This is a genomic window from Azospirillum rugosum (genome assembly GCF_017876155.1).
GTDB lineage: Bacteria > Pseudomonadota > Alphaproteobacteria > Azospirillales > Azospirillaceae > Azospirillum > Azospirillum rugosum.
Genome location: NZ_JAGINP010000040.1, coordinates 1 through 15,191, shown reverse-complemented (window position 1 = coordinate 15,191; position 15,191 = coordinate 1). Strand labels below are relative to the sequence as shown.

At 60.2% G+C, this 15,191-nt stretch carries 7 protein-coding genes and 2 pseudogenes; 3 read left to right on the top strand and 6 right to left on the bottom strand.

Annotated elements, in window-relative coordinates; genetic code table 11:
• Positions 1-90: 90 nt before the first annotated feature.
• Positions 91-1,539, top strand: a complete 1,449-nt coding sequence (locus J2851_RS34180) for a hypothetical protein (protein WP_209773286.1) — start codon at positions 91-93, stop codon at positions 1,537-1,539.
• 145 nt (positions 1,540-1,684) lie between these two features.
• Here J2851_RS34180 and J2851_RS34175 read toward each other — a convergent pair whose 3' ends face one another.
• The 6 genes and pseudogenes from J2851_RS34175 to J2851_RS34150 form a co-directional block, all read right to left on the bottom strand.
• Complete coding sequence (locus J2851_RS34175; RefSeq protein WP_209773284.1) at positions 1,685-2,524, bottom strand: phosphoadenosine phosphosulfate reductase domain-containing protein; 840 nt, start codon at positions 2,522-2,524, stop codon at positions 1,685-1,687.
• The gene (locus J2851_RS34170) at positions 2,521-5,829 is read right to left on the bottom strand and encodes an ATP-binding protein (protein WP_209773275.1); all 3,309 of its coding nucleotides are present in this window, start codon (positions 5,827-5,829) and stop codon (positions 2,521-2,523) included. Before J2851_RS34170 ends, J2851_RS34175 begins: the two co-directional genes overlap by 4 nt.
• The gene (locus J2851_RS34165; RefSeq protein WP_209773273.1) at positions 5,826-6,749 is read right to left on the bottom strand and encodes a DUF4007 family protein; all 924 of its coding nucleotides are present in this window, start codon (positions 6,747-6,749) and stop codon (positions 5,826-5,828) included. Before J2851_RS34165 ends, J2851_RS34170 begins: the two co-directional genes overlap by 4 nt.
• A 9-nt stretch (positions 6,750-6,758) precedes the next feature.
• Positions 6,759-7,949, bottom strand: coding sequence for a cysteine desulfurase family protein (locus J2851_RS34160; protein ID WP_209773271.1), 1,191 nt, complete (start codon positions 7,947-7,949; stop codon positions 6,759-6,761).
• Between the two features lie 506 nt (positions 7,950-8,455).
• Positions 8,456-8,958 (bottom strand): annotated as a pseudogene (locus tag J2851_RS34155) (IS110 family RNA-guided transposase); the annotation flags it as partial.
• 200 nt (positions 8,959-9,158) lie between these two features.
• Positions 9,159-10,817, bottom strand: a pseudogene (locus tag J2851_RS34150) (ISL3 family transposase).
• Positions 10,818-11,192: 375 nt separating this feature from the next.
• On the opposite strand from J2851_RS34150, the gene J2851_RS34145 reads away from it, so the two are divergent.
• Together J2851_RS34145 and J2851_RS34140 are read left to right on the top strand one after the other, a co-directional pair.
• A complete protein-coding gene (locus tag J2851_RS34145; RefSeq protein WP_209773269.1) occupies positions 11,193-13,577 on the top strand; it encodes a sensor histidine kinase in 2,385 nt (794 codons plus the stop codon).
• On the top strand, positions 13,574-15,191 hold a 1,618-nt coding region (locus tag J2851_RS34140), incomplete at its 3' end, for a hypothetical protein (RefSeq protein ID WP_209773266.1). The genes J2851_RS34145 and J2851_RS34140, both read left to right, overlap by 4 nt.

The following is a 15,191-nucleotide window of genomic DNA, read 5'->3' as shown; positions in this document are numbered from 1 at the left end:
GGCAATTGTCTCTGTGTGCGTGTGCGAAGACACTTACTTAGCGCAGCATTGGGTCTATCTTACATACCTGAGGGAGCGGGACCGGCTAACGTGACAACTCAAAACAAAGAGGGGCACAGCGCAAAAACGCTTATTTGCAAATGCGGCGATCCAGATTGCCCTGGTGGCGTCCCTTACAGCGAGCCGTTCTCCATCCGTGTTGAACAGGTCGAGGATTACGTCGACGAGATTTCCTGTTATCTAGCTGTGCGAACATCATCATGGCAGTGGGGCGGCGAGCGAACCGATCTACATGATTTGCTAAGCCTCGTGTGGGCTATAAGTCTGCGGGTTAGAGAAGTTGCCTCAGTCCAACTCGTCTCAGACACCAATGGCTTCTCGGGAATTGAATCGGAGTTGTACGCGCGTTTTCTAATCCTCAAACAGATCGGAGAAATCGGGGGGGCAAGCAAAAGGCGAGCTTACTTTGAAGCGCTCGGAATACAGTCTAATCTTGCCTACGAGCTATTCGCGGAGGTCTTCGGTGTTCCCGCCTCTGGACCTCTCAACGGGGACTATGACGGCGCCACCTACAAGCCACAACCGGACTGGGTTGATACCGTCGCAAAACAATTGCGGCTCAAGAACGCCATGCAATACGAGTTCAGAGTCCGAGCCGCGACGAATTGGCAGGTTCTGACATCCGTAAAGAGGGGCGTTACCGTCGCCCACATTGGCCGCGCCGCGATGGCAAGGCTGCGAGCCTTTGTCGCGATCGCTCCATTCAAGCATTTCGATGGTATCGAATACCGTGTTTTCAGGACCTCTCATCTGGTCAATGCGGTGTCGAACAAGGTCATGCAGCGCGCCGAACGTTTTCTGCGAGCCGTGGAGGGCAATCGATCGGCGTCTCCTTTGGTCCTTCCGCTTGATTCTCATGCGATATTCCTTGGGGACCAGACAATTGTCAGTATCGAGGCCCCGTGTGGCCGTGAAGCGTTCGATGCCGAACGCCTCTTGGTTGATCAACGACGTCAAGCCGAGGCCGACATCTTCCTCTCTGACGCGCAATGTACTTGGGCAGACAAGGTTGATGATGGACGCTTTGAGGAGCTTATCAAGGACCTACTCGAGGTGGAGCCCGGAATACACCGAGTACGTCAAGTTGGCGCGACGCGAGAGGCCGACGATGGACGTGACTTGATGGCGGAATGGACCGTTCCCCCGGCAAATAATATAGTCGCTGGGGTGACTCAAGCCGGAGCACCACTCAATGAACGCCGGCATGTTTTGGTCCAAGTGAAGATTCGCGGGCGAGGGGTTTCCCGAAGCGACGTGATCAACATACGTGATACTTTAGAGCACTATTATTGCAGTGGATTTTTTCTTGTTGGGTTCCCGAGGCTGACTGTACCTCTATCGGACCATCTTTTGGAAATGCGTCGTCGCGGCCGGTTCTGGGTCGATTGGTGGCAGCAGTCCGAAGTTGAGCATCGCCTGCGTCGAAATCCGGACATTGCCTCCCGCTATAGCGACATCGTTCGCCTCCATCGTTCGTGAACCGGAAAGGCAAGTTTCGTAGCCGAGCAAGGAGAGATACGTTCAATATTCGTCCGATTTAAAATCAAAAGCTGCTCTTGAGGCAGTCATGGGGGCAGAGTTTGGCGAAGCTTGTCGCGTCATTCACCGTAGGCATACATCTATTTCACTTGTGGCAGACCACGCAGCTGCTTGACCCTTCATCGACGCCATAGACATCGTCGATTGTCTCGGCGGTGTTAGCTGAGAGCGGATTAATCCGCCGGCTTCGACGCAGCCGCTCGCGCCGTTTCTCATAGTCTGCTTTGATTTGTTTAACGCGCTTCGGCGTGATCAACTCGGTCAGACTCTCGCCTTGACTCCACGTGAAGGGAGAACCGTCACGGAGCGCCGTCTTCTCATAATCAACCGCTTCAGCAAATCGATCAGGATGCCGCTCGGCAAGGCGAACCCACTCGATCTTCTGTTGAAAAAAGCAAAACGTACAGCCTGAGCGTGACCGCCATTGGTAATATTCGGGTTCGCCAACTTCCGACTGCTCAAGAATTTCAAGCACCCCCGCCCGATCGATGCCAGCGTCTCGGAGCGGCAGGTGAACCCGCATATTTGGGTGAGTGGCCTGATAGCCCTCACGACTAGGCTCGTCAGCACGAATGGCGACATAAGAGTGAATGATCGTCCCGCCTTCAAGATCCTGCCGGAGCCAGTGCTCAAGCGGCCGAAGCTTCAGCTGGCGCGTGCACCATCGGGTGCGCGGAGAAGGAAGGAAGTTCTCGTATTCCTTAAGCCAGAAATCGAAGTCGCGGTCCGGGTTCAATCGCTGGATATGCCGGCCGAGAAAGCCCTCCAACTTGTCCAAGAATATGTCGACTTCGGGGAGTTCCTTCCCGGTGTCGGTAAAGAAGTACTCGATGGGCAGCTCAGGGTGATACTGCCGCATGTAAACCGCTAAGGCTGCACTGTCGCGGCCGCCTGACAGACCAAGGATATGCCGTTCCCGTGTCATGCCGATTCGCCTTCGTCATCAGCTTCGGCGGCCAACATTGCGACTGCTCGGGCCAGCGCAGCAAGCCGCAAACGGCCCCCTTTATCGTCCGCTCGCAATCCAGCGACCACTCGGTCAGCTAGGCTCGCCGCCACCTTCTTCTCCTGCTCACTTAGCACGAAGCTCCGCATCAGGGGCGGGGTCTTGGGATCAAGCCCGACGACGAGCGCGAGGGCCTCCGTGTGCGATTTGCGATCCCGGACGACCGCGAGCGCCTCGAGTTCGCGGAAACGGCGGCCGAACCGCGCGATCTCGGTCAGCGCCTCCTCGCGATCACGGTCTGACCAGTTCCGCGCCGGACGATGAAGTAGCACGCTGACAAGACTTTCGAGGTCACCGCGACTTTGCTCAATCGCAGCGGCACGGTCCGCAAGTGCATCGAACGCATAATCGTTGGTGAGGCCTTTGATCGAACCGACCCGCTCGCTGATTCCGCCGAAAGTCTCTGCATCAACGCCAAGGGCGCGGGCCAGCGCATGTCGCAGCTCGGCGAGAAGCGCCGGATAGCTTTCCTCGCACGCAAGCAGCCCCTGATATACCAAGTTAGGTGATAATCGGGCTCCGAATGCCTTGGGCAAAGCTTCGAAAAGCAGTGCCTCAGGATCGTTTGCCTTCATCACGACCATTCTGACGGTGAGGGCATCCTGCTCGACCCGGTGGGTTCGCTTGGCGTAAGCCGGAAGGGCTTCGAAACGCTGAAAAAGTGCGGCCGCCACTGGAAGCGAGCCATTCACCCCCTTCATGCCGAGCCGCTCGGCCAGCCCGCTTAAGAACGCTGTTTCACGCACCGAACGGTCGATGCGACGAAGCCGGAAGTCTGCCGGCCTCTGGAGCAGCTTATCGACGACCACATCGTTGATGGCAGTCTGGTAGACGCCATCAATATAGACCGCGACGCTCTCACGCCTAGCGAGCATATAGGCGAGGGCCAAGACCGGCATCACCCCGGCCTTAAGCCCGAATGGCGGCGCAGCCCACTGCTTGAAGATCGTGTCCAGCCCCTCAGCGCCGGCGCGGTCGATCAGGTCCCAAGCGGGTTGCAGCGACCTGCCTTCGGGGCCTTCGTCGGGATCACTGAACGCGAAGGATCCAGACGTCGTTTCGCGGTGAAGGCCGAACGGCTTGAGCACCGTCAGGTAGAGACCAAGCTCAGCGGGATACCCGGTAATTCCGAGATTGGGCTCCGCGAAGCGGCTGACCATCGCGTGGGCCAGATCGCGGAGTGCTGCCATGGCGTTTGAGGACGGCCTGTCACGCTGGAGCAGCTCGCTCTTAAGGATCGGCGCGCAAGGATAGCCGGCATCGGCGAGCGCGCTCGCGACGATCGCAAGTGGCTCGCGCAGCCCCTTCGTCGGAGACGGAGCCAAGTACCACCGAGCGGTTTCCAACGCGGATTCGAGTGCGCGATGGAGTTGATCGATGCACAGCGATTGCCGTGCTGCGATCTCTCGGCGCGCGATCCGGTCGCCCTCCAGCTGCGGATGGTCGCGGATCACCCGCTCAACAGCCAACAGCTCAGCGGCCGTCGAGCGAAGCGCAAAGCTGCCGGTTGCGGCACCGATCGCAATAACCCGCCCCTCGCGCTTTAGCAGCTTGGCCGTAGCCTTCGTAAGCGCATCGATGTCTACGGGCTGTATCGATCCGTCACCAAGCGTGAGCACCAGCAAACCGCCTCCACGCTGAGCGCGGCCGAGCAGCGCTGCCGCGAGGGTCTCGGCGGAGTCCTCGGCGCCAACTATGTGCAGCGCAATCTCGAAGGTCCGTAACGTGCCGGTCGTGAAATAGTGGCGCTTTGCAGTCGCGAACCCAAGTCCGACCCTCTGCGGAATCTCCTCAAGTTGGCGATTGTCGATGGGCACGATTGCGCGACCGATCGCGTCCTCAAGATCGAAGTCGCTGCCGGCGAACAGCGCGTAGCCGCCGAGCCGAGGCTGACGGATCAGCACTGCCCAATCGAGAAGATCCTTGATCGCCGCGGATCGCTCCCCATTGTCGACGCCGGGTAGGGAAGCGGCCAGAATGTCGTCCGCAAGCGCTAGCCCCGAACCGTTGCGGAAGAACTCAATCATCGCCGCCGATTTGGTCAGGGTGACGTGCAGCGGCCCGCCCTTGGCTCCGGCTCTCTCAATGGCTTCGAACGCCAAGCTGAATCGACTACCGTCCGCACCGCTCGCTAGCGCCATCCCAAAGTTGGCCGCGAGATAGTCCCACAGCATCGAGGGATCATAGGTACTCGCTCCACTTTCGGTGTTCGCGAGGAACTGCTGAAAGCCTGCCGGCTCCGCTGAGCTCAGGAAACCGAAAACGCTGCGCTCGTTCTGGGCAAATCGCGCACGAGAAACCGGACCGAGCAACAACGCAGTCACTGGATTGAGCGGCCAAGTTTCAGCTAGCGCCGTCGTGAGTGTCGCGATTTCCGTAGGGCGCCGCTTCGCGATCGCTGCTGCTACCGTGGCAGCTTGGGCACGTGCTTCGGTGGGCGGCTCGCTTGCAATAGCGCGGCCGAGCAGCGCAACAGTCTCGTCAGCGCCACTAAGAAAGGCGATGTCCTGATAGCGGCCCTGGACCTTGGCCCATTCCTGTCGGGCGTCGCGTGCCGCACGCGCGGCATATTGCTCGAAAGACTGGTGCAGGATGCCTATGACAACCAGCCGTCCCTTGCTACGGGACGCATGCTCTGCAATATCCTGCAGAAGATGGACGTCGCCACCTTCGAGCGCCTCATGCTCGAGTATTTTCCCGAGTTCGTCGAGAATGAGGAGGGTGCCGCTACCGCCCGCGGTTCCAGACTGTAGCAAAGCGGCGATCAATTGCTCGTCGCTTGCCGCGAACTGCTCGCGCGAGTTGGATTTCCAGCCGAACGTGGCGGCGGCGGCGGCGGCAATCGCGTCGCGTAATCGCACACGGCTCCCGGTTACCGCGACAACCTTCCAATCACCTCCAGCCCTCGGAAACGCCTTGGCAAAGAGGTCCGTTAGCGTAGGGCCTACTATGTTTCTGGCGATCGTGCGGTTGGTGCGTGTTCCGGCCACGAGGTTAGCCAGCAATAGGGCGGCGCTCGATTTCCCGCCGCCATACGGGCCGGTCCAAGTGAACGCTCCCTGATGACTAGTGATTTGGCTCTCCACCAGGGTCGTGAGTGCCTTTGCCACCGTCGCCTGCAGCACATAGCCCACAAGCGGAGGGGTCCCGTTGAGATCGGCATCCAGCCGCGCGGAACGCGCAAAACGGCGGTCAATTGCTACCTTTGATGCGAGCATTGTCATGCTGCTGCATTCCATGAAGCGCGCTTGGAGTATGCAGCTCGGATTAGGGTCGCCAAATCGATGTCGCTCTTCCGTTGGACCTGCCGCAGACCCGCGGTGTCGACCCACTGCCAAGCGCCATCTGTCACGTCATCGATTCGCATCAACCGCGTCACGACGCTGTCCTCGTCCAATTTAAAGACACATCCCGGTGAGCCTGGCGAGTAGCAGATCTGTTCAGCCGTGAGGGTCGTCGCTCCGCCGCTCTGCTCCCAGAAGGCGCCGAGCGCATAAGCAAAAACGGCATCGTGCAGCGTCGGCTTGGGACCACGGATGAATTCGTGCCAGCCGCCAAGCCGCGCTTCGCGTACCAACGCAAGCTCGGCAAGAAGAGGTTCGGCTGCGTCTTCGCTGAATGTATCGCCCTTTCTGACATAGCTTCGCAGGAAAACCTCTATGTCTCGCTTCAAGGTGCCACGGGTGGCACGCCAACCTTGCGCGTTGACAAGGCTGAACAGTTCGTCAAGCAGCGTCGCCGGGTCAAATTCAATCGTGCTCAGGAGATTGAAGGCGTAGAAGGCAGTCGTCGCCTTGGCAGGTGTGCTAGCGATGTGCCAATGCACAAACCAGATAGTGGCAGCCTGCTCAAGATACGGGTCGAGCCCCCCGTCAGCCAAAACTGCGCGGCCGAGAACTGTTGGGCGAATGGCGCGACCTTGCTCCTCGAAGAATCCCGAAGCGAGCGCCCAATAGCGCATCGAAACAGCCATATTGCGGCCGACTCCGAAGCGCGCAATGGCTTCCTGCTCATGGAATATTCCAGCAGGCGCGCCATCACCGATTGCGTCAAACGCCTTCTTCAGCCAAAGTAGGCGAAGCGGGAAAGTTTCATGCCCCGCAAACTGCCCCTTCGATTCGAATTTATAGCCACCTCGCATCATGCGGGCATGCTACTGGCGAAGCTCTCCAGTTGCAAGCCAACAACGCTTGGCGGCGTCTGCTATGAGGTGTGCTGCGGTGACGACTTCCGTCTCAGTCGTGTACCGGTTGCAGAAAATTCGGACCACGGAGCGTGCATCGTGATCAGAAAACCCAATCGCCTCAAGGACATGAGACACTCTTATCTGGCCAGATGTGCAGGCCGACCCTGTGGAGAGCGAGACCTCCCGCGCGGCTGTAGCACACAGCATGTCCGCATCCACCCCCGGCATCATAATCGCAGCGCTTCCCGGCAGGGTCTCGGCGTTTCCGCTCACTCTGGTAAAACGTAACTGGTGGCGAGCAAGTTCTTCGAGCAGGATGGCGATTAGTCTAACCCCGTGCGCCTGATCCTCAGGCAGACGCGATCGCGCGACCCTCGCGGCGGCGCCAAAGCCAGCGATCAGAGCGACTGGTTCGGTGCCTGACCGAACGCCGCCTTGCTGCCCGCCGCCAAAAATTTGCGGTGTAGGTCGTGGCGCAGCGGCCGACAGATACAGCGCTCCGATGCCCATCGGACCATAGCATTTATGGCCGGATAGACTTAGGTAATCGACGTCAAGATCAAGGACGTCGATCGGGATTTTGCCAGCAGCTTGTGCAGCGTCGCAGTGGAAAAGCGCACCGGCGGCATGGGAAATCTGTGCCACCTCGCGGACCGGCTGAATCACGCCGATCTCGTTGTTCGCTAGCATCACCGACGCGAGCAGTACATCGTCACCGATAAGCCGCGACAAAGCATTGAGGTCGAGATGCCCATTCTCATGCACAGGCGCAACAGTGACGGCAAAGCCCTCAGCTTCCAACCGGCGCACAGGCTCGATAACCGCCTTGTGCTCGATCGCGGAGATGACGATCCGGCGCCGGTTGCATTGATTCTTGCCGTATGCTGCCGCTACGCCAAGGATGGCGAGATTGTTTGCTTCCGTAGCCCCTGAAGTGAAGACGATCTCAGCCGGTGCCGCACCGATGAGGTCTGCAACCGCAGAGCGGCCGTCTTCAACAATCCGTGCGGCGCGCTCGCCCGACCCGTTTGGTGAACCTGCGTTGCCAGGAAGCTCCCAAGCCGCGAGCATCGCGGCGCGCGCTTCCGGTGCAAGCGGCAGTGTCGCAAATCCGTCGAGAAATATAGGCGCATCTATTTCATCGCTACGCATGTTCATACGTTGCTCTTAGCTGAAGAGTGCAGATACTGGAACAAAAATTTAAGTTGCAGGACTCAACCGCTAAGGCACTACAGCATTTTGAGTTCCGCTTAAGAGGAAGTCTACGGTTCTCCCGCACTTTGCGTGATGGTGGCGCTCACGCTCCGCAAAGCGTCCGACTGCGGAGGAGTGAGGTGATGTGGTGGACAGCCCTTTTCCCAAAATGCCGGTGAAAGGCGTTGGACGTCGAAGACACCATGTGTGGACGGCCCTCTCGGCGCAAGAGGAGAATTCGTGTTGACGGTTGGTCGGGTGCATCCATGTGTCCGGCCTGTCGTCGCGAACTCTGGTTGCTGGCCTTGATGAAGTCCGCGGATCAACGCCCAAATCACCTCAGCACGCTCTCGGGCGCTTGGTCCCCGTGGGTTTGGTCGATCCCCGGTCTGACCGGTTCGTCATCACGTCTCACCACCCTACGCCATCCGCCTCGGCAGGGGCTTGTCCGCGGCCGAGCCGAAACTTGACTACGCGGCGGTCGGCGCCGCATAGGTTCCGCCGCGCGTCAGCACCGCCCAGGCGATGCGCGCGGTCTTGTTGGCCAGGGGCACGGCGGTGAGTTTGGCAGGCTTGCGCTCCAGCAGCTTCGCCGCCCAGCATCGAGCCGCGTTGCCCTGGCGGGCCAGCCGCACGACCGCCGTGGCGCCGACGAACAGCAGGCGGCGGATGTAGCCATCACCTTGCTTGCTGATCCCCGCCTGCCAGTCCTTCCCGCCACTGCTGTGGGCTTTCGGCGTCAGGCCGAGCCATGCGGCGAACTGCCGGCCGGATCGGAACAGTGTCCCATCCGGGACCGCCGCGGCGATCGCACTGGCGGTGATCGGCCCGATGCCGGGAATCGTCGCCAACCGGCGGCTCACGTCGCTGGCGCGGCGCCACTCCAGAATGCGCGCTTCCAGCCGGTTGATCTCTTCGCCGAGCGGGCGGAGCTGATCGACGAGGCCGTGCACGCTCGTCGCGCTAGTTCCGGTTGTAAAGGCCGGATGAAAATTGGGCCATCCGCATTCCTAGTGCAGCGGAAAGCTGGAGCACCGCCGTTCAAACGGCCTCAAGGACGCGATGGCGCAACAGGTCGAAGCCGCCACGTGTCAATGGCGGAGTGACCGTGGCTCTTCCGCAAACCCGATGCAGCGGAGCCGGACGGCACGGGGCGAGCGGACCACCTCCGCTTTACGCGGTGCCAAGCACCCGTTGCCGCAGGAGGTCGAACCCGGCTCGCCCATACATCTGGCGTTTGACGGATTTGAGCCGGTTGATCTGCCCCTCCACCGGGCTGGTGCTCCAGCGCAGCGACAACGCGGCGCGGACGGCCGGCAAGTCCCGCTGCAATCCGTCGGCAAAGCCGGCCAGCCGTGTTTCGCGGGCAGCGGCGAGCCAGCCATCGAGCTGGTCGGCCTTTTGGCCGCTGACGATGTCGCGGAACGTGCGAACCAGATGGATGACGCGCTCCAGAGAGGAGGATCCGGTGATCAGAGCGGCGACAAACGCCTGCTCCGTTCGGTCGATTTCCTCCGACCGGGCCGCCACCAGCCAGGCGGCCCGTCGCCCGGAGGGGACGCGCCATGTCGATTTCGCCGCCGAGCGGGCCGCCGGCTCATTCACGCGCAGGCCGTGAACCCAATCGCGCACGATGCGGGACTGACCGGAAAAGCCGCGTTGTCGGATTTCCCACCAGAGCTGTGTGGCGTTCCAGCAGCCTTCGCTCTAGCGCGCCCGTAGGTAATCGACGTGGGCGTCCAACAGGCTCCCCTTCGCCGGTTGCGACCAACTTGGCGGCTGACCAGCCCACAGCCAGACCCGCACCGTCTTGCGGTCCAGGCCGAGCGTCCGGGCGATGCGCGATTGCGACCAGCCTCGGGCCTGCAGGGCCGCGAGTTCGGTGTACCGGGCATGGCGGGCGGCTTGCTTGGCCGCACTGCATTGTTCGCGACGTGTGGGACGGGGTGGCGGGAGAGGCTCCGGTCCGGACGCCTTCTCCGTGACCGGCTCCACGACAGCGCCGCACGCCGCGGCCCGGAGGTCGGCATGATGGCGATCGAAGACATGACGGACCGCGTCGCCGAGGTTGCGCAGCAGATGCCAACGATCCGCAGCCTGAATGGCTTGTGGCGCTCCCAGCCGGACACCCTCGGCGTAGGCACCGGCGCGATCGCGGGCGACGACTTCGACCTCCGGATGGGCCGCCAGCCAAGTGGCAACGGTTTCGGCCTGGCGATCCGGCAGCAGCTCGATGGGCCGGTTGCGTTCGAGATCGACAACGATGGTGCCGTAGCGGCAGCCGCGGCGCCACGCCCAGTCGTCAATGCCGATGATCCGAGCGGGTGGTGGCGCAGGTCGGTCGGCGGCGCGGACCAACCGCAGCAGCGTGTCGCCGTTGACCGGCATGGCGAGCCGGGTCGACAGCCGGGCGCCGGGATTTCCACCGGCACTCAGCGCATTGGCGCGCTGCGCCTCGGCGAGCCGGCGGGTGCGCCGGACCCGGGGTGCCGCCACGGCGGGCAGGCATTCGGCGAAGATGCGGCGGGGACAGCCCGCCGTCGCACACCGGAAGCGGCGGACCTGCAGGTGGAGTTCACCGACCCGGCCCTGCCACGGCAGGTCGCCCAGCTGTCGGGTGTACCGGCTGTGGACGCGCACGGAGGGGCGATGGCATAGCGGACAGACCGCCTTTGCGGCCCGCACGTGGGCCGTGACGGCGACGCGATCCGCCTCAACGGAAACTCGGTCGACGACAAGGCCGGCCGGGAGCAACGAAAGCAGTGATTTGGACAAGGAAGCTGGTGCTCTGGAGGGAAAAACGTTCCCTCTATGTGCGTATTCCGCCTCCAGTCCGCATCAGGCATGCACCGGGAATGCGAATGGACCCCAAATTTTCATCCGGCCTTTACACTGGCCGATAAAGCTTTTGATAGCAACGCTATCCGCGCCCTGGTCGCTCAGCGGTGGAGCAGCCCCTTTTCACGGCTTGATGTAAAATCCAAACCTACTTATTCTCGCTATGGCGGCAATAGGATAGGGTATGCAACTGACTGGGGGAGTCTCTATCAAATTCGTCAAAGAGGCAGTCCCAGTCGCTAGGCCCAGGGCTGCAGACGTGGCACTGTGCCGCATCGAGGTCCAATTGGGAAGTCGCGGCATCTTGCGGGCCTGCCTCATGCAGCTGGCCGCGTTCGAAGACACTTATCTAGGAAGAAGGAGTGGCACTTGTTTCGGATAACCGCGCGAACGGTCCTCGAGCTAGGCGCTGAGCTAATCAGCTCCGACATTATCGCGTTCTACGAATTGATCAAGAACGGGTTCGACGCCATACAGCGAAGTGGTGTTGATGGCTCGCGTAAGGGCGTGGATGTCCGCTTCGACATCGTTCTTCCCCGGGTGCTCTTCCTGCGGCTCAAGGAGAAAGTGTCTAGGCGGCAGGGCAAAGTGGAGGAGCTCAAGAAGGCGATCCTTGACGCCTTCCTGCCCGGCGCGAGCGAAGGTGCTCGGACCCTTTATCGGCGCACGATCGAGCAGGCCAGCGACCATCGTACTCTGCTTAAGGCCTTGAATGAGGCCCAGGCAACACTGAACACGATCACGGTTTCCGACCGTGGGGCCGGCATGTCGATGAAAGATCTCCGCGACGCGTTTTTGGTGATCGGCACTGCATCGCGAAAGAGGGAGGTCGAGGCAGCACTCGCCGTCGGTTCGAAGGAGGCCCCATTCCTCGGTGAGAAGGGAATTGGCAGACTATCCGCTATGCGTTTGGGCGAGCGATTGAGGGTCGAAACCGCGAAAGCCGACGACTCATCCTTAAATCTACTCATGATTGATTGGCGCGAGTTCTCGAACATCGATGCGATGCTCGATGAGATCAAAGTTGAACCAAAAGCAGGAGGGCTGAAGCCGGATCCGGCTTGGTCGGGCACTAACATCATTATTCAGGACTTGCTCGAGAACTGGACCGATGCCCGTGTCCGCGAGATGTGCGGCTACGAATTCGCACGGCTGACCGATCCAATGATAGATGTCGAGCAACGTCCCCGAATCGCCATATACTTCAACGGCGAGCGAATTTCCATTCCGTTTATGCCCAGTCAGCTGCTAGACGCCGCGCACGCTAAGGCCGTTGGCAGCTATCGGATCGACAATGGACGGCCATCACTCACCTGTACTGTCGAGGTCTTTGATCTCGGGTTTGACCACCCTCATGAAGCCGAAACCGTTGTGCTGCCAGTGGAGGACCTGATTGGAGCCTTCGTAGGCAAGGAAGGCGAGATCGAGGACCAAGCGCTTATGGATGTAGGTCCATTCACATTTGAGGCCTATTGGTACAATCGGCGGCGGCTGAGCCGCGTGGATAGCACTGGGGAGAACAAGGCCCTGCGCGATCTGCAGGACCAGTGGTCGGGTATCCTGCTCTTCCGCGACGGCTTCCGTGTGTTCCCTTATGGCGAAGATGAGGATGATTGGCTCGAACTCGACCGCCGAGCCCTTCGGCGCAGCGGTTACACCCTTAATAAGACCCAGTTCGTTGGCAGGGTAAATATCTCCCGGGCGGAGAACCCGTTACTTGTGGACCAGACAAACCGAGAGGGACTCCGGGTTACTCCCGAGCAAATTGTCTTCCTTGACGTTATCCGCTATGCGATCCAGAACAGGCTCGGCGACTTTATGCGGTTTGTCGAACGGCAGTATAAGAATCAGAAGATCGATCTTTCAGACGCCAAGACTAGGGTCGCCAGCCTTGAGGAGCGTGCACGGGCCGCGATCCGCAAACTGCGCCGCGTAACACCCGAAGAGGGCAGCGAGGCTGTCGAGGATCTCCAGCAAACCCTGCTCGAGCTGTCTGACTTTGCGGCCAAGGCCCGCGACCGTATCGCCGAGGTCGAGAAGGAGAGTCGTCAAATGATTGACATGGCCGGCGTCGGCTTGATGGTGGAGGTCGTTGCGCACGAGCTTGCGCGGTCGTCGGAGAATGCGCTTAAAGCGCTTGATCGTCTAAAAGGCACCGACGTACCGCAGAACCTGCGCGCTCACTTCAAGACCCTCCGGGCCGAGATGAATAGCGTGAGCAAGCGAATTAAGATCCTCGATCCACTCAGTGTCTCTGGGCGACAGCGCACTGAGGCGTTCGTGCTCGACGACCTCGTCCGCGACGTACTCGAGGCACACGAGGCGCAATTTCTCCGTCACAACGTTACAGTGCGGGTGAATCCCCCAGAACGGCCGACCCGCGTGCGTGCTGTGAAGGGCATGGTCGTGCAGATCCTTGAAAACCTGATCTCCAATTCAATCCACTGGATGGATATCCGTGCCGAGCGGGAGCCTACCTACCAACCGCAGATCTCCATCACCATCGAGCGTGGGCCACCGACGATAACTTTTGAGGATAACGGCCGGGGCATTGCCCCCGAAAATGCGGAGAAGGTCTTCAGGCCATTCTTTTCACTTAAGGACACAAAGCGGAGGCGCGGCCTTGGGTTGTTCATCGCACGTGAAGCAGCCGAATATCATGGCGGCGCGCTCCAGTTGAGCCAACATCGCAATCCTGAAACCGGACGCCTCCATCGTTTTGTGTTCGAGATGCCGGTAGGAGCCGAAGCATGAGTTTACGTGACCTGCTGGTTCAGAGGGAGGTGACCCGTGCCCTCATCGTTGACGACGCCCTCGACACGGTACCGCTCGCAGCAGACCTGGATAACTACGCGGACGAGTGGTCTACGTTTGCCGCCGACCTTAATGACCATCAGCGCGAGCTAATCAATCGCGCATGGCCCGATGGCAAGGGATTCCGATTCACCGAAAAAATTGTTCAAAATGAGTATGTTGCTGCGATTTGGCGGCTGCGGGATGAACTCGGTGAAGTCGCAAAGGCCTTGTTCGCCCGCTATGTAGCTAACCACGCGAACGACTTGGCTCATGTCGACGTAGCGCACCGTAGGTTGAAAGAGTTCGGCCTAAAATGTACGCTCCGGGGTCGGAGTTTCAGCACCGAAGCGCAAGCGACCGACCTCATCGTCATCGACCTCTATCTCGGCGGCGCTCAGAACCAGCAAGCTTTCAACCTTTCAAAGGAGCTTCTCCGAGAGGCGGTGGCGAAAAGGGCTGCGAACCCGCCACTTGTCCTTCTCATCTCACGTTCTAGCTACCTAGAGGCAAACAGGGACGAGTTCCGCGACAGTGTTGGCCTGACTGACTCTGGATTCAGGATCCTGCCTAAGCAGGATCTCGATGTACCCGGTCGCCTTGAACGGCAGCTCGAACGGCTTGCTACGAACGCAGAGGAGACGCGCAAGCTCGCCCGCTTTTTTCATTCGTTAGAGACCGGAATCGCTCAAGCAGCCGCTCGGACCGTCAAGGGGATGCGACGGTTGAAGCTGTCTGACATCGCACAGGTACAGCAGCTCCTGCTTGAGTTCGAGGGCGAGCCAACCGGCAGCTACCTTGTTGATGTTTTTGACCGGGTGCTACAGCACGAGATTGAAGCCGAAAAGGGGATCATCAACTCAGCCTTGGAACTCAATGGCATCAAGTCCATCAATCACCCGCCGCCCTATGTCGCTGGATCTCCAGAGCTGCAGGATCTCGTTCAGCGAATTCTCTCGCAAAACCCGGAACGGCTCCGCCTCAAATCCTCTCCCGAATGGCCGGTTTCGTTCGGCGATATTCTTAGGGTTGCCGCCCCGGCTGTCGATGTACCTGTGGACAAAGAGAGCGAGAGGACCAAGCCCTTTCCAGTCGAAGTTGGGCTTAATGAAGTGCTCCTCGTCCTTACTCCAGCCTGCGATCTACAGCGTGGAGCCGCACCACGCGTATTGTTGCTGGTTGGTGATGTCCATCCGGTAGATCGGACTGCATGGAAGTACGGTTCCGACTCACGTACGCCAGCCATCATGCTGGATGGTCAGCTTTCCTGGATTGCTTGGCGGATGAAGCACATTGATACGGTTTCTTGGCACGATCTCCGCCTTGCGTTGGCGCACGGAACAGTTCGGATCGTGGCACGCCTACGCGAAGCGCCTGCCCTCGAAATTCAACAGCGTCTGCTGTCAGGACTCGGGCGGGTTGGCCTGATTGCACCCCTACCTGCGACCTTTCCAGTGAGCATAGAGGCCTATGTCCCTAATGCACTGACTCATTCAGAAGGTGCAGGCAGCCGGTTGAGTTTGGCGAAGATGGTCTCGGCGGGCTTGGTCCAGACGAAGGGCTTGGCGGCCTTGT

Excerpts from the sequence above, each read along its gene's own strand:
- J2851_RS34175 (WP_209773284.1), bottom strand. The coding sequence starts at position 2,524 with ATGACACGGGAACGGCATATCCTTGGTCTGTCAGGCGGCCGCGACAGT.
- J2851_RS34170 (WP_209773275.1), bottom strand. The coding sequence starts at position 5,829 with ATGACAATGCTCGCATCAAAGGTAGCAATTGACCGCCGTTTTGCGCGT.
- J2851_RS34165 (WP_209773273.1), bottom strand. The coding sequence starts at position 6,749 with ATGATGCGAGGTGGCTATAAATTCGAATCGAAGGGGCAGTTTGCGGGG.
- J2851_RS34160 (WP_209773271.1), bottom strand. The coding sequence starts at position 7,949 with ATGAACATGCGTAGCGATGAAATAGATGCGCCTATATTTCTCGACGGA.